This window comes from Ruegeria sp. BG9 (assembly GCF_056538305.1).
Genome location: NZ_JBQFSY010000004.1, coordinates 275,287 through 297,691, shown reverse-complemented (window position 1 = coordinate 297,691; position 22,405 = coordinate 275,287). Strand labels below are relative to the sequence as shown.

The window sequence follows — 22,405 nt, the reverse complement described above, 5'->3', positions numbered from 1 at the left end:
TGAAAGGCAGACTGGGGCCCGCCATGGACCCCAGCTTGGAGTTTTGTGCCAATTTGGCAATCCCCAAAGGGATCAGGCACGCAGACGCTCGTTTGCGGGATCCCAGAGCGGCTGGTCTTCCTGCACCACGGCGCGGTACTTCTGGCCGTAGATCTCAACCTCAAGCTCTGTGCCCGGGTTTGCGACCTCGGTCTTGACCATGCCCAGCGCGATAGACTTGCCAACACGATAGCCCCATGCGCCCGAGGTCGTCTCGCCCACGATCTGATCGCCCTGCCAGATGCAAGACATGTAAGGCGCGTCGCAATCGCCTGCGTCCACTGTCAGCGTGACAAAGGATTTCTTCACACCCTGTTGCTTTTCGTTCAGGATTGCGGACTTGCCGGGGAAGTTCTGCGGTTTATCCAGTTTGACGAACCGCTCCAGCCCGCCTTCCAGCAGCGAGTAGTCGGTCGACAGATCGCCCTTCCACGCACGGTAGCCTTTCTCGATACGCAGCGAGTTCAGGGCGTACATGCCGAACGGGGTCGCACCCGCGTCGAGGATCGCTTCGTAGATCGCCGGCATGTCTTCGTTGAGGGCGTGAACCTCCCACCCCAGCTCTCCGGCGAAGGAGACGCGGATCAGGAAGGCCGGTTTGCCCGCCACGGTCGCGGATTGATGCGTCAGCCAGCCGGTGGACAGATCCGCATTGCTGAGGCCCGAGAGAATCTCGCGCGATTTCGGGCCGGTCACTATCAGCGTGTCACGAGTGGTAGTGACGTCCTCGACCGAAACACTTTCTGGCATTGCTGACATCAGGATGTCGCGGTCGTGCCACTGCGCGGTAGCGGCCGTGATCATCACGAACTCATCCTCGCCTAGTCGGATACAGGACATCTCGGTCAGGATACGGCCACGGTCGTCCGAAATGTAGACGAGGTTGATGCGGCCAATCTTGGGCAGACCACCGGTGATCAGGCCGCGCAGAGTTTCGGCAGCACCTTCACCTTTGACCATGAAACGCGAGAAGCCCGGCAGGTCCAGCACGCCGCAATTGTCGCGGACAGCTTCGCACTCTTCCTTGATGCGCTGCTCCCATGGGCCCGAGCGACCCCATGTATGCGTGGCCTCAAGCGAGGTGTCGTCGCCCGGCTTGGCAAACCAGTTTGCGCGTTCCCAGCCGTTATAAGCGCCCATGACGCCGCCCAGTTCCTTGACCTTGGCATGGACTGGCGACAGTTTCTTGTCGCGCGCAGCAGGCCATTCATGGTGCGGGAAGTGCATGGCGTATTCGTTGCCGTAGACCTCCATGCCCTTCTGGTTGCAGTAGTCCTGATCGGTGTAGTCGGTGTAGCGTCGCGGATCGACGGCCCACATATCCCACTCGGTGTGGCCATCAACGATCCATTCGGCCAGCACTTTGCCTGCACCACCGCCTTGCGCGATGCCGAAGGTAAAGCTGTGCGCTTCAAACGCGTTCTTCACACCGGGCATCGGGCCGATCATCGGCAGACCGTCCGGCGCGTAAGGGATCGGGCCGTTGATCACGCGACCAACCCCCGAGGTTGCCATCAGCGGAACCCGTTCCATCGCGTCGGTGATGATGTCCTCAATCCGGTCCAGATCGTCGTTCCAAAGCTGGAAGCTGAAATCCTCGGGCATCGGATCGTCTTCGGTCATCCACTCGCCCTTGCAGTTGGGCTCATAGGGGCCAAGGTTGAAGCCGTTCTTTTCCTGACGCAGGTAGTATGAGATATCCACGTCGCGCAGCAGAGGCAGTTTGCCACCGTTCTCCTTCGACCATGCCTCAACCTCGGGGACTTCATCGGTCAGCAGGTACTGGTGGCTCATGACCATCGCGGGCACCATGCGGCCGCCATAGGGTTTGAACATCTTACCCACACGCTGCGCGTAATATCCGGCTGCGTTGACGACATAGTCACAGGCAATGTCGCCCTTTTCGGTGTGAACGGTCCAAGTGCCGTCATCGTGTTGCGTTACATCGGTGGCCGGGCAGAAGCGGATGATTTTTTGGCCCAGATCACGCGCGCCTTTGGCGAAGGCTTGTGTCAGCTGCGCCGGATCGATGTCGCCATCGGTCGGGTCGTACAGCACGCCTTCAAGGTCGTGGGTTTCCAGGAACGGGTAGCGCTCTTTCGCCTGCTCTGGGGTCCACATCTCCATCGGGATGCCCTGGTACAGACCCATCGACATCGCGCGTTCGAATTCCTGCATGCGCTCTTTACTGTGCGCCAAACGGATAGACCCCGAAACGTGGTAGTTCATCGGATAGTCGACTTCTTCGGCCAGACGCGAATACAGCTCGGTCGAATAGCGCTGCATGTTCATGATCGCCCACGAAGTCGAGAAGGTCGGCACGTTACCCGCCGCGTGCCATGTAGACCCCGCAGTCAGTTCGTTCTTTTCCAGCAGAACGCAGTCCGTCCAGCCCTTTTTCGCCAGATGATACAGGGACGAGCAGCCGACAACGCCGCCACCGATGATGACCACACGGGCCTTGGTTGGAAAATCACTCATGTGTTTTGATCCTCTGTTACTGTGCCCGCTGGGGCAGATCGTCTGAGATGTCGTAGTAGTCACCCTTGTCCGCGACAAAGATGTGCTTTGAGAGTTTCAGTCCCGTTGGTTCGCTGAGCGCCCCCATCGAGATCGAAATCGTGTCTTCTTCATTGTGCTGCCAGAACAGGAATGAGCCGCACTCGCTGCAGAACCCACGCCGAGCGGTCTCTGAGGCTCGGAACCAACGCAGCGTGTCACTGGCGGTGAAGCTCAGGTTGTCCTGATGCGTCCATGTCGATGACCAGACATGACCCGATTGTTTGCGGCACTGACCGCAATGGCAGGCAGAGGGCGGCGAGAGGTCTCCGTCAATCGTAAACGCAACTTTGCCGCAAAGGCAGGATCCCGTCTGCATATAGCTACCCCCTTGCTGCGGGCGCAGAGCTGGCACCCAGCAACACGCCATAGATGATGAAACAGGTCGCCATGATCCGGCGGACCCAGATATTGAACACAGCCCCCAATGCCGCCTTGCCCATCAGCGCGCCCAGCAGGGTAAAGCCGGTATAGCTGAGCGTCGTGATGATCAGAGCGGTTGGCATGATCACCCCCATCTGCTGCCAGATCGGCACGTCGGGCTGCACGAATTGCGAAAAGGCCGCCAGATAACCAGCAACGCTTTTCGGGTTGATCGTTGCCACCGCCAGCGCATGCAGATAGACATGCCGCGCGGGGCGTTCCGTGGCAGGCGCCGGTCGTTTCGCGTTGATCCATCCGCGAATACCAACCCAGATCAGAAACCCAGCCCCGACCAGTTTAGCGATGAAGAAGGCGGTAGGTGAGGCTGCGATCAGGGCCGTTATACCCAATGCCGACAAGATCAAAAACGCGCTCGCCTGTGTCAGGATCGCAAGCACCCCAAGCATCGCCTTCGGGAAGGGTAAGCTCATACCGTTTGAGATACAATTGACCGCATTCGGGCCCGGAGTGGTGACGAACACCACCCAGAACAGCGCGAATACGGTCCAGGCCTCAAAGCTCATCAGTATACCGGTGGTGCAATGACCCAGATGGCCACGGCGGGCTCATCATAGGGGTTTGCCCATTGATAGGGTTCGTGCTTGATGCGGAAACTGTCGCCCGGCCCGACCGTGAAGTGCCGCACGCCGATCGTCAGGTCCAGTTGACCCGAGATGATATAGCCGACCTCCTGCGTTGGTCGGTCCGCGGGTTTTTGCATTTTGGATCGGGGCTCAAAGGTGGAATGCACCATCTCGAAATCATCGGTCAGGTCTGGCGACAGAAGTTCCTCGATCAAGCCTTCCTCGCCTGAACCCATCGGGCGTCGTGACACGGCGCGAACCACATAGCCTTGCTCCTCGACCGGGGCGGCGGAATGTGAAAACAGCATCGACATGGGAACGCCCAGGCATTCCGCGATCTGACGCAGGTCCGAGATTGAAGGGTCGGACATGTCCCTTTCCACCTGACTTAGCCACCCGACCGAGCGGTTCAGGCGGTCGGCAATTTCAGTCAACGTCAAGCCCCTTGCCTTGCGTAAGGCCCGCAAGTCCGCTCCGAGCGTCGCGCGCTGAGGGGTTTGCGTGTTCAAAGCCAGACTCCGATTCTCGTGAAATTCCGTTTACGTTTTTCACGATGCCTCAGTTCCGTGAAATTTCAAAGTATTTTTTCACGGCAGGTCGCAAGTCAGCGACCAAACCCAAACATAACAGAGGTTTAGGCAGAGAACACGTTTTGGAGAATTTTGGTCAGTTCGGACGCGTCCACATCCGTGAAAGCATCCGGCTGGTCGCTGTCGATGTCAAACACAGCGATAACGGCGCCCGAGGCATCGTGCACCGGCAAAACAAGCTCTGACCTTGTGGAAGACGCGCATGCGATGTGACCCGGAAAGGCATCCACATCCGGAACCAGCTGCACCTCACCCGTGCGCGCGGCTGCACCGCACACGCCGCGATCGAACGGGATGACCAGACAGCCGTGACCGCCTTGATACGGGCCGATCTTCAGCAGGCCCGGTTCGGTGACGCGATAGAACCCTGTCCAGTCAAAGCGATCATCGGCATGATGCACCTCACACGCGATGGTCGCCATCAGGGAGACCTGATCGGTTTCACCTTCGGTCAACGAGGCGATGGTTTTGGTGAGGGTGTCATAGTCGACGGTCATGTTAGCACTGCTCCGATCCGGATCTTGGGGGCTCCGCCCCCCATCCCCGGAGTATTTGCAAAAGCGCAGAGGGTCAAACGCGTTCGATGGCGATCGCCGTGCCCTCTCCGCCACCGATACAAATCGCAGCGATCCCGCGTTTCAGGTCGCGTTTTTCCAGAGCGTTCAGAAGGGTGACCATGATCCGGGCACCCGATGCGCCGATTGGGTGGCCCAGTGCGCAGGCTCCGCCATTGACGTTGACCTTATCGCGCGGCAAGCCCATTTCGTGCATGAAAGCCATCGGGACCACGGCGAAGGCCTCGTTCACCTCCCACAGGTCCACATCCTCTTTGGTCCAGCCCAGACGCTCCAACAGCTTTTGCGCTGCAGGAACCGGAGCGGTTGTGAACAGGCTCGGGGCCTGCGCATAGCTGGCGTGGCCCAAAACGCGTGCACGGACGGTCAGTCCTTGTGCTTTGGCAGCGTCTGCCGAGGCCAGAACGAGAGCCGCCGCTCCGTCGGAAATGGAAGAGGAGTTTGCCGCCGTCACCGTGCCATCCTGACGGAAGGCTGGTTTCAGTGTCGGGATTTTCTCGGGTCGGGCGGATTTGGGTTGCTCATCCGCCTCGAGCACCAACGCCCCCTTGCGGGTTTGCACCGTAACCGCTGCGATTTCCCCATCAAATGCGCCACTGTCCTGCGCGGCCAGCGCGTTCGAGAGGGATCGCAGCGCGTAGTCATCCTGCGCCTCACGGGTGAACTGATAGGTATCGGCGCAGTCTTCTGCGAAAGTTCCCATCAGACGGCCTTTGTCATAGGCATCTTCAAGCCCGTCCAGAAACATGTGGTCCACAACCTGCCCGTGCCCAATCCGCGCACCACCGCGCATCTTGGGCAGCATGTAGGGCGCGTTCGTCATACTCTCCATCCCGCCCGCGATCATGGTATCCGTGTGGCCCAATGCGATCTGATCAAACGCGATCATGGCGGCCTTCATACCCGAACCGCACATCTTGTTGAGGGTCGTGGCGGGCACCTCTTCGCCCAACCCGGCGGCAAACCCCGCTTGACGCGCCGGAGCCTGCCCTTGCCCCGCCGGAAGCACACAGCCCATCAGGACTTCGTCGACAGTTTCCGCGCCCGCCTGCTGCAAGGCGGCGCGAATCGCGGTTCCGCCAAGTTCGGCAGCGGGAACACCCTCGAACATGCCCTGGAACCCTCCCATAGGTGTACGGGCCGCGCCTGCGATCACAACGTCTTTCATCGGAAATCCCTCCTCTTGCCGGGACTTGAATACCGAATGGTAAGATTTGCCGTCTAGCGTATTTCTACGACGCAATTTCAGCTGAAAAGGGCGGTCAATCATGGGGCTGACCAGCACAACTAACGAAGGGGCACAGATCATCACCGTTCATTCGGAACGGATAGATGCGGCCATCGCGATCCAGTTCAAGGAAGACATGCGCCGCGAAACAGAAACCGACGCAACGCGCTTCGTTCTGGATCTGGCAGGCGTGGAATTCATTGATTCAAGCGGATTGGGGGCCATTGTCGCCTCGATGAAACAAATCGGAAGCGAACGCCGCCTGGATCTGGCCGGGTTGCAACCCGTGGTCGAAAAAGTGTTTCGCCTGACGCGAATGGAAACCGTTTTCAGGTTGTTCGATTCCCTCGACGACGCGCTGTCGGCGCAAGCAGAGTAATGCGGCCAACGTAGATGTGTGTACCGCTGTCCAGTGATCAAACCTGCCTGCAGTTGAGCTTTCCGGCGATTGAAGCGGAAGCCAGCACTGGCATTGCGGAATTGAGCGCAGACCTGGCCCGACACGGCTTGCCTGTCGAAAAAGCGGATGACGTGAAGATTGCCTTGGCGGAAGCGATCAACAACGTCGTCGAGCATGCCTATTCTGGCATCGAACCCGCCAAAGTGCAGGTCTGTTGCCGGTTGGAGCACAACCAACTGGACATTCTGATATCGGATACGGGGCGTCCGCTGCCCGGCTGCAAACCTCCGGATGGGACCCCGGCCTCGGTTGAGACCAGCCTGCAGAACCTGCCAGAAGGGGGTTTTGGTTGGTATCTGATTCACGAACTGACAAGCGAGATTCGGTATGAGCGTCGTGATGGTTGCAATCTGTTGTCGCTACGGTTTGACGTCCCAATACCCGAATGAACCAGAGTATTTGACGCGAAATGGCCACAATAAGGCCTTTTTCGAACCATTACGCCGCCCCAAACGACTGCCAAACCTATCACCGTAGCTCAGATAGCTTCCCTCGGCGCCAAGTGTCACAGCCCCCACCCAGTGAACGGCGCCGAGGAACCTCCCTCCCCTCATTGAAGAACTGGACAATCATTCCCAGCGCGATAGTTTCCTGGTGTTCAAAGTAAGGGGATGATGATGCGGGATTTACACAAGCCGGGCCGGTCCGAAGTTCTGGCCACAAACGGGATGTGTGCGACTTCGCACCCTCTTGCAGCGAAAACCGCCGTCGACATTCTGGAACGCGGCGGCAATGCCATGGATGCAGCCATTGCCGGGGCGGTCTTGCTGGGAATTTGCGAGCCGCAGATGACCGGTTTGGGCGGCGATTGCTTTGTCCTCTACAACCGTGCGGGGGAACAGCAGATTCGCGCTTTGAATGGCTCGGGCCGGGCTCCTGCTGCTGCGCAAGCCAGCGCACTACGGGATCGGGGCTTGACTTCGGTGCCTCTGACCAGACCAGACGCGGTTACAATTCCGGGCGCGGTCGATGCGTTCTGCCATCTCAGTCAAACCGAAGGCCGACTGGGGCTGGATGCAATACTGCAACCGGCCATTCACTATGCGGAACAGGGTGTGCCGGTTGCTCCACGCGTTTCCTTCGACTGGCAGAACGGCGAGCCGACCCTCCAAGGGGCCGCGCGGGATCACTATTTGATACAGGGGCAAGTACCCAAGACAGGTCAGGTCTTTCGAGCGCCAAAACAGGCCGAGGTTCTACGACGGGTGGCAAAGGATGGCCGGGATGCCTTCTATTCTGGTGAAATCGCGGAGGATATGATCGCCGCCCTTTCCGCCTTGGGGGGCCTCCACACCACCGAGGATTTCCAATCGACCCAATGCACCCCCTCCGATCCGATGCGCGGCACCTATCAGGGCGTTGATCTGGTCGAGCATCCCCCCAACGGCCAAGGCGCAACGGCGATTTTGCTACTGAATATCCTCAAGCATTTTGAACTTGCCAGCATGAACCCATTGGGCGCGGAACGGGTCCACATCGAGGCCGAAGCTACGAAACTGGCCTATGACGCACGCAACCGCTTCATCGCAGATCCCGATCATATGGCGCGGGCCGAGCAGTTTTTGGACAAAGACATCGCCACATCCCTCGCGGCTTTGATTGATCCGAAACAGGCCATGCCCGCTGCCGCCCCGCTGACCGAAGCGATCCACAAGGACACCGTCTACATTACAGTCGTCGACCGCGATCAGATGGCCGTGTCGTTGATCTATTCGATCTTCCACAGTTTCGGCTCGGGTATCGCATCCGAGAAATACGGCATCTTGCTGCAAAACCGCGGCGCAGGCTTCACCCTGCAAGCCGGGCACCCAAATGAGCTGGGTGGCGGCAAACGCCCGATGCACACGATCATTCCCGGCATGCTGGCCGAGAACAACCGCGTGATGATGCCCTTCGGTGTTATGGGCGGGGCGTATCAACCCACAGGACATGCGCGGTTCGTGTCAAACCTGATGGATTTCGGCTTTGACCTACAAGAGGCCATCAACGCCCCCCGCGCCTTCGCCGACGGAGGCATCCTGAAGCTCGAGCGCGGGTTCCCCGAAGCGGAAGCTCAACAATTAAGCGAATTGGGTCACACTGTGGAAACACCAGAAACTCCACTGGGTGGCGCACAGGCCATACGAATCCGTGAAGACGGTGTTTTGGAGGGGGCCAGTGACCCCAGAAAGGACGGTTGCGCGTTGGGATATTGATAAACGCGCCGACGCGTCGCCCCGCTCAGTTCAGATGGAAGTGCAGCGGGTATGACCCATCCTCGAAAGGGCCGAACATGTTGGGGATGTCAGGATGCTCAACCGGCTCACCCGATCGGTCCTCAATCAGATTTTGTTCTGAAACATAAGCCACATAGAAGGATTGGTCGTTCTCAGCCAACAGGTGATAGAACGGCTGATCTTTGATCGGCCGACTGTCTTCGGGGATGGCTTCGTACCATTCCTCGGTATTCGAAAACTCTGGATCCACGTCAAAAATCACCCCTCGGAAGGGATGTTTCTTATGTCGCACAATTTGTCCCAGGCCGTACTTGGCATGTGTCTTTAGCATTGTTTCAGCCCCCAAAGCAGTTACTACCTCTTTCCGGGCAGAAAAGCCAATCATTGATGTGAAATTAAGGGAAACAGTCTGTGAACCTCTTACTGACAGTGTTCGAAATTGCGGCACCCGTGTTCCTTTTGTCAGCAATCGGCTTTGTCTGGGTCAAGCTTGGCTTTGAATACCGCCTACAGTTTGTGACGCGTTTTGCAATGACGCTGGCAGTCCCCAGCCTGATTTTCGTGGCCTTGATGCAGACCGAAATTCCGGGTGGTGACCTGTCAAGGTTCACTCTGGCCACCATTGCGGCCAATCTGGTTCTCGCGGTCGTGTTCTGGTTCATTGTAAAGGTGCTAAAGCTTGAGCAACGCACCTACCTTTCGCCGCTGATCTTCGGAAACACCGGCAATTTGGGCCTTCCCCTATGCATCTTTGCATTTGGTCAGGCCGGTTTGGGATATGCCGTGATCTTTCTGGCCGTGACCGCGCTGTTTTCCTTTACCTACGGGATCTATCTGGTCGCGGGCAAAGGCGCTTTTGGACAGGTCATCCGTCAGCCCATGGTCTGGGCCACGCTGCTGGGGGCGCTGTTCTTGTGGCAAGACTGGGAAACACCTCTGTTCCTAACCAACACCTTGGATTTGCTGGGGCAAATGGCTGTTCCGATGATGCTTGTAACCGTTGGTGTGGCAATCGCGCGACTAACCTCTCGCAGTCTTCACCAGGCCATTTGGCTGTCGCTTCTCAAGCTGGTGGTCTGCTTCGCCCTTGGATGGGGCGTTGCCATCCTCTTCGGGCTTGAAACCATCGCATTCGGTGTTCTGGTCTTGCAAATGTGTACCCCAGTCGCTGTCACTTCATACCTGCTGGCCGAGCGGTTTGAGGCCGACGCAGACGCCGTAGCAGGCATGGTTATGGTCTCAACGGTGCTGTCTGTCGCCGCGTTACCGGGTGTTTTGGCTATCGTTCTGTAACGATTGTGATTTCCTCAGCGCTCAATCTGCGCTAGAATGCCAGAAAAAAGGCACGAGGCACATGAGCAGAATTCTATTCGTACTCCTAGGGGTGCTGCTTTTGGCATCCTGTGGTGGCGGGTCTAAACAGCCACCCAGCAGACTAAATGACGCGTGCAGCATTGCGCGCGAGAAACCTGACTACATCAAAGCCTTCAAAAAAACCGAGCGGAAATGGGGTGTCCCCGTTCACGTTCAGATGGCGACGATCTATCAGGAAAGCCGTTACCGCCACGATGCGCGCACCCCGCACCGCTATGTGCTGGGCGTGATCCCGATGGGGCGGCAGAGCAGCGCCTTTGGCTACAGCCAAGCCCTGGACGGTACGTGGGAAGAATACCAGCGTGAAACCGGCAAACGCCGCGCCAAGCGGGACCGTATTCGCGACGCGTCCGATTTCATCGGCTGGTACATGAACAAAACCTACGAGCGGAACGGCATCAACCTGGGTGACACTCGCAACCAGTATCTGGCTTATCACGAAGGCCACACAGGCTATGCGCGCGGCAGCTACAACCAGAAATCCTGGCTGTTGAATGTGGCTAGCGATGTCGATGCACGGGCCAACCTGTATCAGGCTCAGCTAGCCAGCTGCCGCTACTGAATTGGGCGGGTCAGCGATCGCTGGACCCGACCCGCTTTCCGTTCGAGAACAAGCTCTGATCGAGGCGTCCGCCCTCGGTCAGTTCCCCCAGAAGAACCGTGGTTTGGGTGCCTGCGTTGTCATGGATGACCCATTTCCGCAGCTCGACGGGGTTGTCCGTGAACATAAGCTCAATCCGGCCCGATTCAGGGTTTTTTGGGTCCTGTGCCGTCACCACGGTCGCGGTCCCGTCAAAGTCGTGACCAACGACCATATTGGCCTGCCCCAGATTTACGTTCCGAGCCAGCACAAGTGACAGAGGCGTCCGTTTCAGCGGGTATTGTTCAGGTGGCTGGTTGGATTTCGGATCAAAGATCTGAACACTCCCCGAACGCGCAAGAACAACAGCACTGTCGGGCGGATCATATTCGAACCGCATCTTACCGGGTCGTTGGATCCATAGCTTGCCGGTACTGAGCGAGCCATCATCATTCACTTGGGTAAAGCTGGTCTGAACCGTTTTCATCTTGTTCAGATAATTGGAGATCTCCGACAGCGGCAGCTTGTCCGCCGCCCATGCGGCAGGCGCGGCCAGTGTCAAAGCAAGGGCAAAAGCAATCTGTTTCATACGACTCAGATAAGGCTTCTGCCCTTGTTATTAAATATCCTACTGCTCGGGGACGAGGATTTCCCGCTTACCAACATGATTTGCTGCCGAAACAACGCCTTCGTCCTCCATCTGCTCAACCAGCCGGGCGGCCTTGTTGTAGCCGATGGCAAGTTTCCGCTGGATGTAAGAGGTCGAGCATTTGCGATCCTTGATTACAATCGCCACCGCTTGGTCGTACAGGGCATCCTCGCCGTTGGTGTTGCCACCGGTGCTCAGGCCCAATACGGCGTCGATGTTGTCTGCCTTTTCCTCAGCAGGGCCATCGACCACACCGCTCATGTAATCGGGCGGACCGAATTGCTTCAGGTGGTTGACGATTTCCTCGACCTCTTCGTCCGAGACGAACGGGCCGTGGCAGCGGGTGATCTTGGCGCCACCCGCCATATAGAGCATGTCACCCTGCCCCAGCAGTTGCTCAGCGCCCATCTCACCCAAGATGGTGCGGCTATCGACCTTCGAGGTAACCTGGAACGAAATCCGTGTCGGGAAGTTCGCCTTGATCGTACCTGTGATCACATCGACCGAGGGACGCTGCGTGGCCATGATCAGGTGGATACCCGATGCCCGCGCCATCTGCGCCAGACGCTGAATGCAGGCTTCGATTTCCTTGCCTGCGACCATCATCAGGTCGGCCATCTCGTCGACGATGACGACGATATAGGGCATCGCCTCGGGCGCGAACTCTTCCGTCTCGAAGGTGGGTTCACCCGTTTCATCGTCAAAGCCCGTCTGGACCGTGCGGCTGAACATCTCGCCTTTGGCAAGCGCGTCCTTCACCCGGCCATTATAACCTGCGATGTTGCGGACCCCCATTTTGGACATCTTGCGATAGCGATCCTCCATCTCGCCCACGACCCATTTCAGAGCGACAACCGCCTTTTTCGGGTCGGTCACAACGGGCGACAGCAGATGCGGAATGCCGTCATAAACCGACAGTTCCAGCATCTTGGGGTCGATCATGATCAGGCGGCATTCGTCCGGCGACAGCTTATAGAGCAGCGACAAGATCATGGTGTTGATCGCCACCGACTTACCCGAGCCGGTCGTCCCCGCGATCAGCAGGTGAGGCATCTTTGCGAGGTTCGCGACAACGGACTCGCCTCCGATATCCTTGCCCAACGCCAAGGGCAGCGCATGGTTGCCATCGCCGAAATCACGGCTGGCGAGGATTTCACGCAGCACCACCATCTCGCGGTTTTCATTGGGCAGTTCGATCCCGATGACCGAGCGGCCCGGCAGGGTTGAAACACGTGCCGACAGCGCTGACATCGAGCGCGCGATGTCGTCGGCCAGACCGATCACACGGCTGGCTTTGAGGCCCGGAGCAGGTTCCAATTCGTACATGGTGACCACCGGACCGGGGCGGACGCTGACGATCTCACCCTTCACGCCGTAGTCGTCTAGCACGTTCTCCAGCATCCGCGCGTTTTCTTCCAGCGCCTCGTCACTCAGGTGATGACGCTGAATGCTGGCCGGGTTGGACAACAGGCCCAAAGGGGGCAGTTCGAAATCGGAATGCCGTTCTTCGAAGGACAGGGTCGGCTGCGCCTCGGCCTGCGCCCGACGGGATGGCGGCGGAGTGCGTCGGACGGGTTGGGCAACAACAGGCTTGCGCGGCTCGGCCACTGGGATCTTCACGGCTGGGCGCTGTGGCACAACCGGCTCAGGTGTCGCCGTATCTTCGAACACCGCGTCATCGTCGTAGGCATGGGCGGCGTAGTCATCCTCGGGCATGTAGTTCGCCTCGGGCACATAGTCGGGTTCGGGCTGATAGTCATGCGCCGTGTCTTGCCACGTCGGCTCAGCCGACAAAACAGGCTCGGGCGGCAGGCCAGCAGCGGTCATGGGCGGCTCGGGTGGCAATTCACCCGCCCCTCTGGGATTGAAGATCAGCGGGTCCGGTCCACGACCGCGGCCCTTGGTCAGAGGCAGATTGGGGTCATGTTCCGGGGCCATCTCACCGGTCGCCACCTTGCGATTGCGCACAGCGGCCGAAATCTTCGAGCGGATACGATCTTCACCCGGCATTTCATCAAAACCCTGCACAGGCATGGCTTCGACCAATTCAGGCTCTGGCAGCGGCTCAGGACGACGGATCAGGGCCGGCATCCGGGCCAGCAGGCCGGTTTTGGGGGCAGGTTCGGGTTCTTCCTCGGCGTCTTCGAAGATTGGGTCTTCAAACGCGATCTCATCGTCGAAAACGGGTTCGATCCGCGCGGCGCGGTGCTCTTTCCATTGTTCACGACGCTCTCGCGCTGACTGTACCGTGGCCGAGGCACCCCGACCCAGCAGGTTCATCAGCATGTCGTAGGACATCACCAGCCCCAGTAGGAAAGCACGCGTTCCACGCGCGACATCAGCTTTGGTGAAGCCCAGAACAAAAATACCCAACGACAGCATTCCGACGGCCATGGCCAGCGACATCAGCTTGACCAGGAAATGGGAGGAGATCGGCAGAAGCGTCAGCAAAGCCCCTATGACGGTGTCGCCAAACAGTCCGCCCAACCCATAGCTATGTGTCGCGCGCCAGACCTCGCCCGGAACCAGAGTGGCGGCGTAAACCGAGACGATGGCGATCCAGATCGGCGCAAAGATCAGCCGCGCCACGGCGCGGTCTTCGCCGAAATGACCGGCAAAACGCACACCCCAACCAATCAGAACCAGCGCGATCCCCCAGCTGCCCCAGCCAACGATCATGAACAACGGCGCAGCGATCGAGGCACCGATCCGACCCATCCAGTTCTGCACCGGCGCATCGGTCGAGACCATCCAGTTCGGATCTTCCGGCGTGTAGGACCATATCATTGCCGCAGCGGCCAGCCCCAACAGGATCAGAGCGATCCCGATCAATTCCTTCGTGCGCCGCTCAATCGCGGCTTGAGTCGTGCTGTCCAGTAATGGATCGCGGTTGCGCGCGTTCAATGATGCCATTTTGCCCTCGTACCTCACGAATAGATGCAGTCACGAAGCTTGATCAGCCCCTGCTGCAACTCTTTTTTTGGAGCCACCAAGGCGGCCCGGATAAATTGCTCGCCCGGGTTTTGCCCCGGGTCACCTTGAGAAAGATATGCACCCGGCAGGACCCGAACGCCGGTCTCCTGCCACAGCTTCAATGCGGTTTCCTCGCCGTTCTCAACGGGCAGCCACAGGAAAAACCCGGCCTCGGGCGGCATGTAGCCCTGCAGGCCCGAGAAGACCTCATCCGCGATGGCGTATTTTTCCTGATAGAGCGCGCGGTTCTCGACCACATGCGTCTCGTCGGCCCAGACGCGCGCGGCAGCAGCCTGTAGCGGCAGCGGCAATGGCGCACCCGCATAGTTGCGCAGCTGTTTGACCCGTTTGATACTGTCCGGCCCGCCAGCAATCAGGCCCGAGCGCAGCCCGGCCAAATTCGACCGTTTCGAAAGAGAGTTGAACAGCAAGACCCGCTCAGGATCCGCGCCCAGCTCTTGCGCGACGGTCAGGGCACCAGTTGGGGCCTCATCACGGTAAATCTCGGAATAGCACTCATCGGCGAAAATGCGGAAATCGTATTTCTCGGCCAACCCGATCAACTCGGCCCAATAGTCGCGCGAGGCGACAGCCCCCTGCGGGTTCGCAGGCGAGCAGATATAGGCGGCAACCGTCCGGTTCAGCACATCCTCAGACAGGCTGGTATAGTCCGGCAAATGGCCGGTCGCCGCGGTGGCGGATACGAAATAGGGCTGCGCCCGGACCGAGATGGAGGCGACCATATAGACCTGATAAAAGGGGTTCGGACACAGAATGATGGGATCTCGCCCGTTCTTCTGTTCAGGGCACAGCGCCATCGCCGCATTGTACAGCCCCTCACGAGTGCCGTTCAGGGCCATCACATTGGTATCGGGGTCCATCGTCACGCCGTAGCGGCGCTTGATCCAGTCGGTGATCGACCCTCGCAGCTCGGGCGAGCCTTCATTCGGGGGATAGCCCTGAAACCCGGCCGCGTTTTCTGTGATGACGTCTGTGACCCAAGCGGGGAAATCATGCATCGGCGCGCCGATGGTCATGTGAATCACGTCTCCGCCCGGTTGATGCTGGTCCAACAGGGTGCGCAGACGCGGGAATGCGTATTCCGGTAGGTTCGAAAACCGCTCGGGGAAATTCATATCTACTGCCTCAATATCGGGATCGTTTTCGCCCCGTTTGATTGGCAGATTACAGATCAGACCCCGCCCCGTCCAGACAAAGAGGTTCCGAATCAGGGGATTGTGGCATTCACGCCAATGCGGTTTCCGCCGCCGAACCCAACCGCAGCAGTGCTTCTTCCGAGCCGGGGTAACCCAGCATCATCAAGCCACAACCCGCAGTTCCCGTCGGCAGAGTCAGCGCCGCAAGCCCCATCAGATTGCCGATACGCGTGTTGCGCAGGGCCAGCAGATTCTCGGTCACGTAATAGTCGTGATCGCTGAGGAGCCTCTCCAGATTGGGCGGCAGGATGGGTGCGGTTGGGGCCAAAACCGCATCAAACCCGGCGGTCGCCACGTCCCACGCTGCGCGACAGGCCTTGAGCTTGGACCACGCGGCCACATAGTCGGGGCCTGACACGTCCTTGCCAGTGCGGAACCGTTCAAGAATTTCGGGATACATCGCCTCGGGTTTGGCTTCGATGACGTCTTTCCACAGCCCGTAGGCCTCGGTCGTATAGAGAACACCCGAAAGCGCCATAGCATCGTGCAGTTCAGGCACCTCCAGCGGCACGATATCTGCCCCGGCATCGCGCAGGCGATCCAGCGCATTGTCGAACGCCTTTCGCGGCGCATCTCGCAGGTCGTCCTTGGCGACGTTCTGCAAATCGGCAAAGCGGCGGCCTTTCAGGCTTGCACCACGCAGATCCGCAGGTGTACCGCCTTCCAGCAAGGCCAGCATATGCGCGGCGTCTTCGACGGAACGCGCCAGAGGGCCAACCGTGTCGAACCTCAGACAGAGCGGCACGACCCCTTCGAGGCTGAGCCGACCGGCCGTGGTTTTCAGCCCCACCAGATTGTTCCAGGCTGCCGGGATTCGCACCGACCCGCCCGTGTCCGAGCCAATCCCGCAGGCCGCCAGCCCCCAAGCCACCGAGGCCCCGGCCCCCGAGGATGAGCCGCCCGGCACGGCGTCCTCATCATCCACACAAGGCGGGGTGTCCGTGATCGGGTTCAGGCCAAGCCCTGAAAACGCCAGCTCGCTCATATGGGTTTTACCAAGGCAAACGGTGCCCATGGCCGTTGCGTTGCGCAAAACCACCGCATCCGCGTCCGGCACGCGCCCTTTCAACAGGGCCGAGCCCGCCTCGGTTCCAATACCAGCCGTGTCGAACAGATCCTTCCAGCTGATCGGCACGCCATCCAGCAAGGATCGACGCAAGCCTAAGGCGGCGCGCTCTTTCGCGGCTTTCGCATCAGACCGGGCGCGGTCATGGGTGACGCGCGCATAGATACGGTCGCGATGGGGATGGGCGTCAATGGCGGCCAGATAGGTCTCGGTCAATTCAACGGGGTCGATTTGCCCCATACCGATACCACGGCCCAAATCACAGGCCGTCATGGTTAGCCATTCCTGCATCACACCCCTCCTTGCGTCTGACTTTCTGGGACGGTAGCGACAGGACCGCACATGGACAATCCCGAAAGGGCGCGCATATTGCAGGGCATGACACAGGCATCGAAAATCCTGATCGTGGGCGGAGGCCTGAACGGCGCGGCCCTGGCATTGGCACTGGCGCAAACCGGGCATTCTGTTTGCGTGATAGACACGTTGGGCGAAAAGGTCCGCAAAAACGCGGCATTCGACGGGCGGTCTTATGCGCTGGCGCTGGCGTCAAAGCGGTTGCTCGATGCAATCGGCGTGTGGGAGCGGGTCGAGGAACATGCCCAGCCCATGCTTGAGATCAAGGTCACCGACGGCCATGCGGGTATCGGGCCATCACCCTTTTTCATGCATTTCGACCATACCGAGATCGAGGAAGGCCCGATGGGCTACATGGTCGAAGATCGCCACCTGCGCCGCGCGTTTCTTGAGGCGATGGCGCAAGACAAAGCGATCACCCAGATCAACGGCAGAACGGTCGTTTCGCAACAGGTCGATGCAACCGGCGTGACGTTGAAGCTGGATGATGGTGCGAGTGTTGACGGCCATCTGATCGTAGGCTGCGACGGGCGCAGCAGCGGAACCGCGTCCCGCGCCGGGATCAAGCGTACCGGTTGGGATTACGGCCAGACTGCCCTTGTCTGCGCGATTGAACACGAACTGCCGCATCACGGCATTGCCCATCAGTTCTTCATGCCTCCCGGCCCACTTGCGATCCTGCCACTGACCGGCAATCGCAGCTCGATCGTCTGGAGCGAACGCACCGAAGTCGCACAGCGTATCAACACCCTGCCCGAGGCCGAGTATCTGCAGGTCTTGCGCCCCCGGTTTGGAGATTTTCTGGGCGACATTCGTCTGCAGGGCGACCGCTTCACCTATCCGTTGAACCTGACCATCGCCAATTCCTTCATCTCGGATCGACTGGCCCTTGTTGGCGACGCCGCACACGGGATGCACCCCATTGCAGGCCAGGGCCTGAACGCCGGGCTGCGGGACGTGGGTGCGTTGGCCGAAGTGCTGACCTTGGCCGGACGGCGCGGCGAGGATATCGGCTCGGTTCTGGTGCTGGAGCGCTATCAGGAATGGCGGCGGTTCGACACGGCCTCGCTGGCGATGGCGACCGATATGTTCAACAAGCTGTTTTCGAACGACAACCCGCTGCTGCGCCTTGGGCGGGACATCGGGATGGGCATTGTCGGATCCCTGCCCGGCCTGCGCCGGGGCTTTGTTCGCGAAGCCGCCGGGTTGACCGGCGACCTGCCGAAGCTGTTGCAAGGACGGCCGATCTAGAGCGTTCTTTAGCGTTCAAAAACGCTCAGTCCAACGCGCGGGCTTCATCGACCAGCATCACCGGGATGCCGTTGCGGATCGGAAAGGCCAGACCGGCAGCCTTCGACACCAACTCCTGCTTGTCCGCATCATAGTGCAGCGTCGTATGCGTCTGAGGGCAAATCAGCGCCTCAAGCATGTGGCGGTCAAAAGCGTGTTCAGGCTCGCTCATTGCAATTTTTCCTCGTTTGATCCGCCCCGCAGCGCGAATTCGATCAATGTCACCAGTGTCTCACGCCTTGTGCGCAGACAGGGGGCTTCTAGTAAGGCCTGTTTGTCTTCGGGATCGAAATCCATCAGCATCGACAGCGAATTCACCAAGAGCTCATCATCAGCTTCTTTCAGCGAATCCCAATCGGTCGACAGATCACGCGAGTCGAAGAAGCGTTCCAGCAGGTTCAGAAAGCGGCTGCGGTCGAACACGTCGTCCTTCTCGGCCTTGCCCAGATCGCGGTCAAACCCTTCCCAGGACACTTCGCACCTGCGATACGGCGTAAAAGCGTCCAGTTCGGATTTGATACGGAACCGGGACACACCGGTCAGGGTGATCAAATAGCGGCCATCCTCAGTCTCGGAGAATTGCGTTACGCGACCAGCACAACCGATACGATGTAGCTTTGTTTCATCGCTCAGCGAGGGGTTCGGCTGAACCATTCCGATCAGCCGCTCCTTCGTTTTCAGGGCATCGTCAAGCATCTGCAGGTAGCGTGGCTCGAAGATGTGCAACGGAAGTCGCGACCGGGGCAGCAACAGCGCCCCGGGCAGTGGAAACACGGATATCGTATCCGGCAAGTCGGCGGGATGAATCATAGTCCCGAGTCTAGCTCTGATCCGAAATTAGGCAAATATCATCGAGCTGAGTTTGCGCCGCCCGTTCAGAACAATCGGATCGTTGGGCTTGAGCGCGTCGAAGATCGTAAACAACTGCGTTTTGGCAGCGCCCTCGTTCCACTCACGATCGCGGCGGAACAGCTCCAACAGCTGTGTCACAGCATCTTCTACATCGCCATTGGCGTGCAAGGCCTGCGCCAGATCGAACCGGGCCTGATGATTGTCGGGATCGGCCTCAACGGCCGCGGTCAACTCGGCCACCGGGCCCGCATCCGCCGCCTGCCTGGCCAGCTCCAACTGGGCATGAGCGGCTTCGAGTTCCGGAGCGTTGGATATCTCGGCAGGCGCACCGTTCAGGATCGCCTCGGCCTGCTCCAGATCGCCCGAGGCAATATGCGCACGCACCAGACCACCATAGGCAGCGGCATGGTTGGGGTCCTCGCCCAGAATTGCGGCAAAGGTTTGCGCTGCATCTACGGCCGCGCCTTCTGCCAGCATTTCCTCGGCTGCCTGTACGGCATCCTCCAGTTGACCACCGGGGCTTTCGCCACCGGCCGCCTCGATCACGCGGTCGATAAAGGCCTTGATCTCGGAACCCGGCAAAGCGCCTTGAAAGCCGTCCACTGGCTGACCCTTGAAGAACGCATAGACTGTTGGGATCGACTGAATGCGCATCTGAGACGCGATCATCTGCGCCTCGTCTACGTTGATCTTAACCATCTTGACCGCACCCTTGGCAGCGGTCACCGCCTCTTCCAGCGCGGGTCCAAGTGTCTTGCACGGGCCGCACCAAGGTGCCCAGAAATCCACGATCACCGGAAGATCCTGAGACGCCTCAACCACATCTTCCATAAAGGTGGCTTCGCTGCTGTCCTTGATCAGATCGGTGGCTGAGGTGCTTTCTGCGCCGCTCAGAAGGTCCATGGCATTCACTCTCCGGTTCAAACGTGCGCCCTATATGCAGTCCCTTGCTGCAGAAACCAAGAGCCGAGTTGCAGGTCTAAAGGTCGAAACTGGCGAAAACGGGGGCATGGTCGCTTGGTTTTTCCCATCCGCGCGCATCGCGCAGGACACGGCTGGAATGCCCCGCGTTCGAGATATCCGGGGTGGCCCAAACGTGATCCAGGCGCCGGCCCTTGTCAGCAGCGTCCCAATCGCGCGCCCGGTAGGACCACCAGCTATAAAGCTGCCCTTCGGGGATATCCTGCCGGGTGATATCGACCCAACCGCCCGCATCTTGTGTTTCGGCCAGCGCCTCAACCTCGATCGGCGTGTGCGAGACGACCTTGAGAAGTTGTTTGTGCGACCAGACATCATCCTCGCGTGGGGCGATGTTAAGATCGCCGACCAGAATGGATTTCGCGGGCTTTTCCGAATGGAACCAGTCGCGCATATCGGCGAGGTAGTCTAGCTTTTGCCCGAACTTCTCGTTCACCTCACGATCCGGCACATCCCCTCCCGCGGGGACGTAGAAGTTCTGGATGGTGACGCCATTTTCCAACCGCGCCGCGATATGACGGGCATGGCCGAGATCGGCAAAATCCTTGTCGCCGATTTCCTCCATCGGGATGCGCGATAGAATGGCGACACCATTGTAGCCCTTCTGCCCTCGGGCCACCATGTGGGTGTACCCCAGCTCCGCGAAGCCTTCGGTCGGGATCTTTTCAACCGGAGATTTGCATTCCTGCAAACACAGCACATCCGGAGCCTCTTCCTGCAGCAATTTCAGCACGATAGGCTCGCGCAGGCGGACCGAGTTGATGTTCCAGGTGGCAAGGGTGAAGGGCATGATAGGGGAATCCTCTGTCGAAGTCGGGCTTGGCGTGGCACGGCGTTGGGCGCCACGAGAACAGGCCACAAACGGCTAGGGTTCGTCAATGACTGCTATGCGGGCGATACGAGCTTTTGCTACGATCAGCCCGCATCGCCGAAATAGACGAAACTCATTTTGTTGCCATCAAGATCCCGCACGTAAGCTCCATAGAAGTCAGGGCCATATTGCGGGCGTGGACCCGGCTCCCCTTCGTTGGTTCCACCAGCAGAGAGAGCCGCCGCATGGGCTGCTTGCACTTCTTCTTCACTTTCGCACAGCAAACCGACCATATTCCCATTGCCTGGCGTTGCTGCTTCCTTGTTATACGGCGGAGCGACCCAAATCCGCCCACCACCGCGCAGACCATAACAAAACCCATGGGGCATGAATTCCATGACCACCGTTCCACCAATCAAAGGCAGGACGGCATCGAAGTAATCCCTCGCCTTTGCTACATCGTTTGAACCGATCATCACGTAATTTAGGGACATAGTATACCTCGCGAAATAGATAGAACATATCAGGAACAAATGACAGTCCGTCGACCGTAGTGCAACCCCTGAATTGCGTAGGTCGTGGAAGGGCCGATGACTCAGACACTGGTTCAAATGACGCATCTAGCCCGGTGAACCAAGCTTTTTCTGAGCGTGTAGTGATAACCGGCTCACAACCCAAGAAAGAGTGATCGCGAACGCGCTCAACAAAAAAAGCCGGGCCATCTGGCCCGGCAGTCCAACAGGGAGGTACATGTCATTACCCGGACATGCACGGGTTGGGAGTAACCTAATTATGACTTCAGGGTATCACTTTGATCCAAATCAATCCACCTCAGATCAAGATACCAGTCGATATCCACCTGACTCTGTGACCAAAAGGCGCGCATTTGACGGATCAGGCTCGATCTTCTGACGCAGGCGGTAGATGTGCGTCTCAAGCGTGTGGGTCGTAACACCCGCGTTGTAGCCCCAGACCTCATGCAGCAGCACATCGCGCGCCACCACGCCATCGGTCGAGCGGTAGAGGAACTTGAGGATGTTGGTTTCCTTCTCGGTCAGACGGATTTTCCGGTCTTCCTCGGTGATCAACATCTTCATGGCAGGCTTGAACGTGTAGGGGCCAAGTACGAATACCGCGTCTTCGGACTGTTCATGCTGACGCAACTGGGCGCGGATACGGGCCAGCAAAACCGGGAATTTGAACGGCTTGGGGACATAGTCATTCGCACCGGCATCCAGACCCAGGATCGTGTCAGCATCGCTATCATGGCCGGTCAGCATCAGGATCGGGCTTTTGACGCCCTGCTTACGCATCAGGCGGCACAGCTCTCGACCGTCCGTGTCGGGAAGACCCACATCCAGAATCACGAGGTCATAGATCGCTTCGCGCGCACGCTCCATCGCGGACGCTCCGTCAGAGGCTTCGAACACGTCGAAATCCTCGGTCATCACAAGTTGCTCGCTGAGCGCCTCGCGCAGGTCCTCGTCATCATCCACCAACAGGATTTTCTTGAGCTGAGCCATTCTTGGGTCCTCCAAAGCCTTTCCCATCACTTGCGTGTGGAATATGCAATCAACAAGATTTACT

The 22,405-nt window shown here is 58.9% G+C and carries 23 protein-coding genes; 6 read left to right on the top strand and 17 right to left on the bottom strand.

Features of this window, described 5'->3' with window-relative positions; translation table 11 throughout:
- Positions 1 to 72: 72 nt before the first annotated feature.
- The 6 genes from ACR0I8_RS09185 to ACR0I8_RS09160 form a co-directional block, all read right to left on the bottom strand.
- Positions 73 to 2,520: a GcvT family protein gene (locus ACR0I8_RS09185; RefSeq protein WP_170690660.1), complete on the bottom strand. Its 2,448-nt coding sequence runs from the start codon at positions 2,518 to 2,520 to the stop codon at positions 73 to 75.
- 16 nt (positions 2,521 to 2,536) lie between these two features.
- Positions 2,537 to 2,917 carry a GFA family protein gene (locus ACR0I8_RS09180; RefSeq protein ID WP_170375541.1) on the bottom strand — a complete coding sequence of 127 codons (381 nt, stop codon included), beginning with the start codon at positions 2,915 to 2,917 and terminating at the stop codon, positions 2,537 to 2,539.
- Positions 2,918 to 2,921: 4 nt separating this feature from the next.
- Positions 2,922 to 3,545, bottom strand: a complete 624-nt coding sequence (locus ACR0I8_RS09175; RefSeq protein ID WP_170690661.1) for a LysE family transporter — start codon at positions 3,543 to 3,545, stop codon at positions 2,922 to 2,924.
- A complete protein-coding gene (locus ACR0I8_RS09170) occupies positions 3,545 to 4,114 on the bottom strand; it encodes an XRE family transcriptional regulator (protein WP_170690663.1) in 570 nt (189 codons plus the stop codon). Before ACR0I8_RS09170 ends, ACR0I8_RS09175 begins: the two co-directional genes overlap by 1 nt.
- A gap of 125 nt (positions 4,115 to 4,239) precedes the next feature.
- Positions 4,240 to 4,692 (bottom strand): GAF domain-containing protein, encoded by a 453-nt coding sequence (locus ACR0I8_RS09165; protein ID WP_170690664.1) that lies wholly within the window; start codon positions 4,690 to 4,692, stop codon positions 4,240 to 4,242.
- A 73-nt stretch (positions 4,693 to 4,765) separates the two neighbouring features.
- Complete coding sequence (locus ACR0I8_RS09160) at positions 4,766 to 5,938, bottom strand: acetyl-CoA C-acyltransferase (RefSeq protein WP_170690666.1); 1,173 nt, start codon at positions 5,936 to 5,938, stop codon at positions 4,766 to 4,768.
- 100 nt (positions 5,939 to 6,038) lie between these two features.
- Between ACR0I8_RS09160 and ACR0I8_RS09155 the strand changes: the two genes are divergently transcribed.
- From ACR0I8_RS09155 to ggt, 3 genes are all read left to right on the top strand, one after another.
- Positions 6,039 to 6,377, top strand: coding sequence for an STAS domain-containing protein (locus ACR0I8_RS09155; protein ID WP_170690668.1), 339 nt, complete (start codon positions 6,039 to 6,041; stop codon positions 6,375 to 6,377).
- 14 nt (positions 6,378 to 6,391) lie between these two features.
- Positions 6,392 to 6,847, top strand: coding sequence for an ATP-binding protein (locus ACR0I8_RS09150; protein ID WP_170690669.1), 456 nt, complete (start codon positions 6,392 to 6,394; stop codon positions 6,845 to 6,847).
- A gap of 228 nt (positions 6,848 to 7,075) precedes the next feature.
- Positions 7,076 to 8,653 carry a gamma-glutamyltransferase gene (gene ggt, locus ACR0I8_RS09145; protein WP_170690670.1) on the top strand — a complete coding sequence of 526 codons (1,578 nt, stop codon included), beginning with the start codon at positions 7,076 to 7,078 and terminating at the stop codon, positions 8,651 to 8,653.
- A gap of 25 nt (positions 8,654 to 8,678) precedes the next feature.
- On the opposite strand, the gene hspQ is transcribed toward ggt, so the two are convergent.
- Entirely contained in the window at positions 8,679 to 9,005 is a 327-nt protein-coding gene (hspQ, locus tag ACR0I8_RS09140) for a heat shock protein HspQ (RefSeq protein WP_170690673.1), read from the bottom strand.
- Positions 9,006 to 9,085: 80 nt separating this feature from the next.
- Here hspQ and ACR0I8_RS09135 point away from each other — a divergent pair, with 80 nt between their 5' ends.
- Together ACR0I8_RS09135 and ACR0I8_RS09130 are read left to right on the top strand one after the other, a co-directional pair.
- Entirely contained in the window at positions 9,086 to 9,967 is an 882-nt protein-coding gene (locus ACR0I8_RS09135; RefSeq protein ID WP_170552416.1) for an AEC family transporter, read from the top strand.
- Positions 9,968 to 10,028: 61 nt separating this feature from the next.
- Entirely contained in the window at positions 10,029 to 10,610 is a 582-nt protein-coding gene (locus ACR0I8_RS09130; RefSeq protein ID WP_170375559.1) for a transglycosylase SLT domain-containing protein, read from the top strand.
- 10 nt (positions 10,611 to 10,620) lie between these two features.
- Here the strand turns inward: ACR0I8_RS09130 and ACR0I8_RS09125 are convergent, their stop codons facing one another.
- The 4 genes from ACR0I8_RS09125 to ACR0I8_RS09110 all read right to left on the bottom strand — a co-directional run bounded on the left by ACR0I8_RS09125 (position 10,621) and on the right by ACR0I8_RS09110 (position 16,824).
- Positions 10,621 to 11,217 carry an outer membrane lipoprotein carrier protein LolA gene (locus tag ACR0I8_RS09125; RefSeq protein ID WP_170642640.1) on the bottom strand — a complete coding sequence of 199 codons (597 nt, stop codon included), beginning with the start codon at positions 11,215 to 11,217 and terminating at the stop codon, positions 10,621 to 10,623.
- 39 nt (positions 11,218 to 11,256) lie between these two features.
- Complete coding sequence (locus tag ACR0I8_RS09120; RefSeq protein ID WP_170690674.1) at positions 11,257 to 14,190, bottom strand: DNA translocase FtsK; 2,934 nt, start codon at positions 14,188 to 14,190, stop codon at positions 11,257 to 11,259.
- Between the two features lie 14 nt (positions 14,191 to 14,204).
- Positions 14,205 to 15,386, bottom strand: coding sequence for an aminotransferase class I/II-fold pyridoxal phosphate-dependent enzyme (locus ACR0I8_RS09115; RefSeq protein WP_170690676.1), 1,182 nt, complete (start codon positions 15,384 to 15,386; stop codon positions 14,205 to 14,207).
- A 109-nt stretch (positions 15,387 to 15,495) separates the two neighbouring features.
- Positions 15,496 to 16,824: an amidase family protein gene (locus ACR0I8_RS09110; protein WP_170690678.1), complete on the bottom strand. Its 1,329-nt coding sequence runs from the start codon at positions 16,822 to 16,824 to the stop codon at positions 15,496 to 15,498.
- 51 nt (positions 16,825 to 16,875) lie between these two features.
- Between ACR0I8_RS09110 and ACR0I8_RS09105 the strand changes: the two genes are divergently transcribed.
- Complete coding sequence (locus ACR0I8_RS09105) at positions 16,876 to 18,138, top strand: FAD-dependent monooxygenase (protein WP_480525745.1); 1,263 nt, start codon at positions 16,876 to 16,878, stop codon at positions 18,136 to 18,138.
- A 25-nt stretch (positions 18,139 to 18,163) separates the two neighbouring features.
- On the opposite strand, the gene ACR0I8_RS09100 is transcribed toward ACR0I8_RS09105, so the two are convergent.
- The 6 genes from ACR0I8_RS09100 to ACR0I8_RS09075 all read right to left on the bottom strand — a co-directional run bounded on the left by ACR0I8_RS09100 (position 18,164) and on the right by ACR0I8_RS09075 (position 22,341).
- Entirely contained in the window at positions 18,164 to 18,349 is a 186-nt protein-coding gene (locus tag ACR0I8_RS09100) for a Trm112 family protein (protein ID WP_170460087.1), read from the bottom strand.
- On the bottom strand, positions 18,346 to 18,987 hold the full coding sequence (locus ACR0I8_RS09095; protein ID WP_170690679.1) for an LON peptidase substrate-binding domain-containing protein: 642 nt from the start codon (positions 18,985 to 18,987) through the stop codon (positions 18,346 to 18,348). The genes ACR0I8_RS09100 and ACR0I8_RS09095 overlap by 4 nt, the downstream gene beginning before the upstream one ends.
- 27 nt (positions 18,988 to 19,014) lie before the next feature.
- Positions 19,015 to 19,932 (bottom strand): thioredoxin, encoded by a 918-nt coding sequence (gene trxA, locus ACR0I8_RS09090; RefSeq protein WP_170690681.1) that lies wholly within the window; start codon positions 19,930 to 19,932, stop codon positions 19,015 to 19,017.
- Positions 19,933 to 20,008: 76 nt separating this feature from the next.
- Positions 20,009 to 20,797: an exodeoxyribonuclease III gene (locus ACR0I8_RS09085; protein ID WP_170690683.1), complete on the bottom strand. Its 789-nt coding sequence runs from the start codon at positions 20,795 to 20,797 to the stop codon at positions 20,009 to 20,011.
- A gap of 125 nt (positions 20,798 to 20,922) precedes the next feature.
- Positions 20,923 to 21,312, bottom strand: a complete 390-nt coding sequence (locus ACR0I8_RS09080; protein ID WP_170690685.1) for a VOC family protein — start codon at positions 21,310 to 21,312, stop codon at positions 20,923 to 20,925.
- A gap of 342 nt (positions 21,313 to 21,654) precedes the next feature.
- Positions 21,655 to 22,341, bottom strand: a complete 687-nt coding sequence (locus tag ACR0I8_RS09075) for a response regulator transcription factor (RefSeq protein WP_170375588.1) — start codon at positions 22,339 to 22,341, stop codon at positions 21,655 to 21,657.
- Positions 22,342 to 22,405: the final 64 nt, after the last annotated feature.

Bases quoted from the DNA above. Each gene is read 5' to 3' on its own strand.
- ACR0I8_RS09185 (WP_170690660.1), bottom strand. From the start codon at position 2,520: ATGAGTGATTTTCCAACCAAGGCCCGTGTGGTCATCATCGGTGGCGGC.
- ACR0I8_RS09180 (WP_170375541.1), bottom strand. From the start codon at position 2,917: ATGCAGACGGGATCCTGCCTTTGCGGCAAAGTTGCGTTTACGATTGAC.
- ACR0I8_RS09175 (WP_170690661.1), bottom strand. From the start codon at position 3,545: ATGAGCTTTGAGGCCTGGACCGTATTCGCGCTGTTCTGGGTGGTGTTC.
- ACR0I8_RS09165 (WP_170690664.1), bottom strand. From the start codon at position 4,692: ATGACCGTCGACTATGACACCCTCACCAAAACCATCGCCTCGTTGACC.
- ACR0I8_RS09160 (WP_170690666.1), bottom strand. From the start codon at position 5,938: ATGAAAGACGTTGTGATCGCAGGCGCGGCCCGTACACCTATGGGAGGG.
- ACR0I8_RS09155 (WP_170690668.1), top strand. From the start codon at position 6,039: ATGGGGCTGACCAGCACAACTAACGAAGGGGCACAGATCATCACCGTT.
- ACR0I8_RS09150 (WP_170690669.1), top strand. From the start codon at position 6,392: ATGTGTGTACCGCTGTCCAGTGATCAAACCTGCCTGCAGTTGAGCTTT.
- ggt (WP_170690670.1), top strand. From the start codon at position 7,076: ATGCGGGATTTACACAAGCCGGGCCGGTCCGAAGTTCTGGCCACAAAC.
- hspQ (WP_170690673.1), bottom strand. From the start codon at position 9,005: ATGCTAAAGACACATGCCAAGTACGGCCTGGGACAAATTGTGCGACAT.
- ACR0I8_RS09130 (WP_170375559.1), top strand. From the start codon at position 10,029: ATGAGCAGAATTCTATTCGTACTCCTAGGGGTGCTGCTTTTGGCATCC.
- ACR0I8_RS09125 (WP_170642640.1), bottom strand. From the start codon at position 11,217: ATGAAACAGATTGCTTTTGCCCTTGCTTTGACACTGGCCGCGCCTGCC.
- ACR0I8_RS09120 (WP_170690674.1), bottom strand. From the start codon at position 14,190: ATGGCATCATTGAACGCGCGCAACCGCGATCCATTACTGGACAGCACG.
- ACR0I8_RS09115 (WP_170690676.1), bottom strand. From the start codon at position 15,386: ATGAATTTCCCCGAGCGGTTTTCGAACCTACCGGAATACGCATTCCCG.
- ACR0I8_RS09110 (WP_170690678.1), bottom strand. From the start codon at position 16,824: ATGCAGGAATGGCTAACCATGACGGCCTGTGATTTGGGCCGTGGTATC.
- ACR0I8_RS09105 (WP_480525745.1), top strand. From the start codon at position 16,876: ATGGACAATCCCGAAAGGGCGCGCATATTGCAGGGCATGACACAGGCA.
- ACR0I8_RS09100 (WP_170460087.1), bottom strand. From the start codon at position 18,349: ATGAGCGAGCCTGAACACGCTTTTGACCGCCACATGCTTGAGGCGCTG.
- ACR0I8_RS09095 (WP_170690679.1), bottom strand. From the start codon at position 18,987: ATGATTCATCCCGCCGACTTGCCGGATACGATATCCGTGTTTCCACTG.
- trxA (WP_170690681.1), bottom strand. From the start codon at position 19,932: ATGGACCTTCTGAGCGGCGCAGAAAGCACCTCAGCCACCGATCTGATC.
- ACR0I8_RS09085 (WP_170690683.1), bottom strand. From the start codon at position 20,797: ATGCCCTTCACCCTTGCCACCTGGAACATCAACTCGGTCCGCCTGCGC.
- ACR0I8_RS09080 (WP_170690685.1), bottom strand. From the start codon at position 21,312: ATGTCCCTAAATTACGTGATGATCGGTTCAAACGATGTAGCAAAGGCG.
- ACR0I8_RS09075 (WP_170375588.1), bottom strand. From the start codon at position 22,341: ATGGCTCAGCTCAAGAAAATCCTGTTGGTGGATGATGACGAGGACCTG.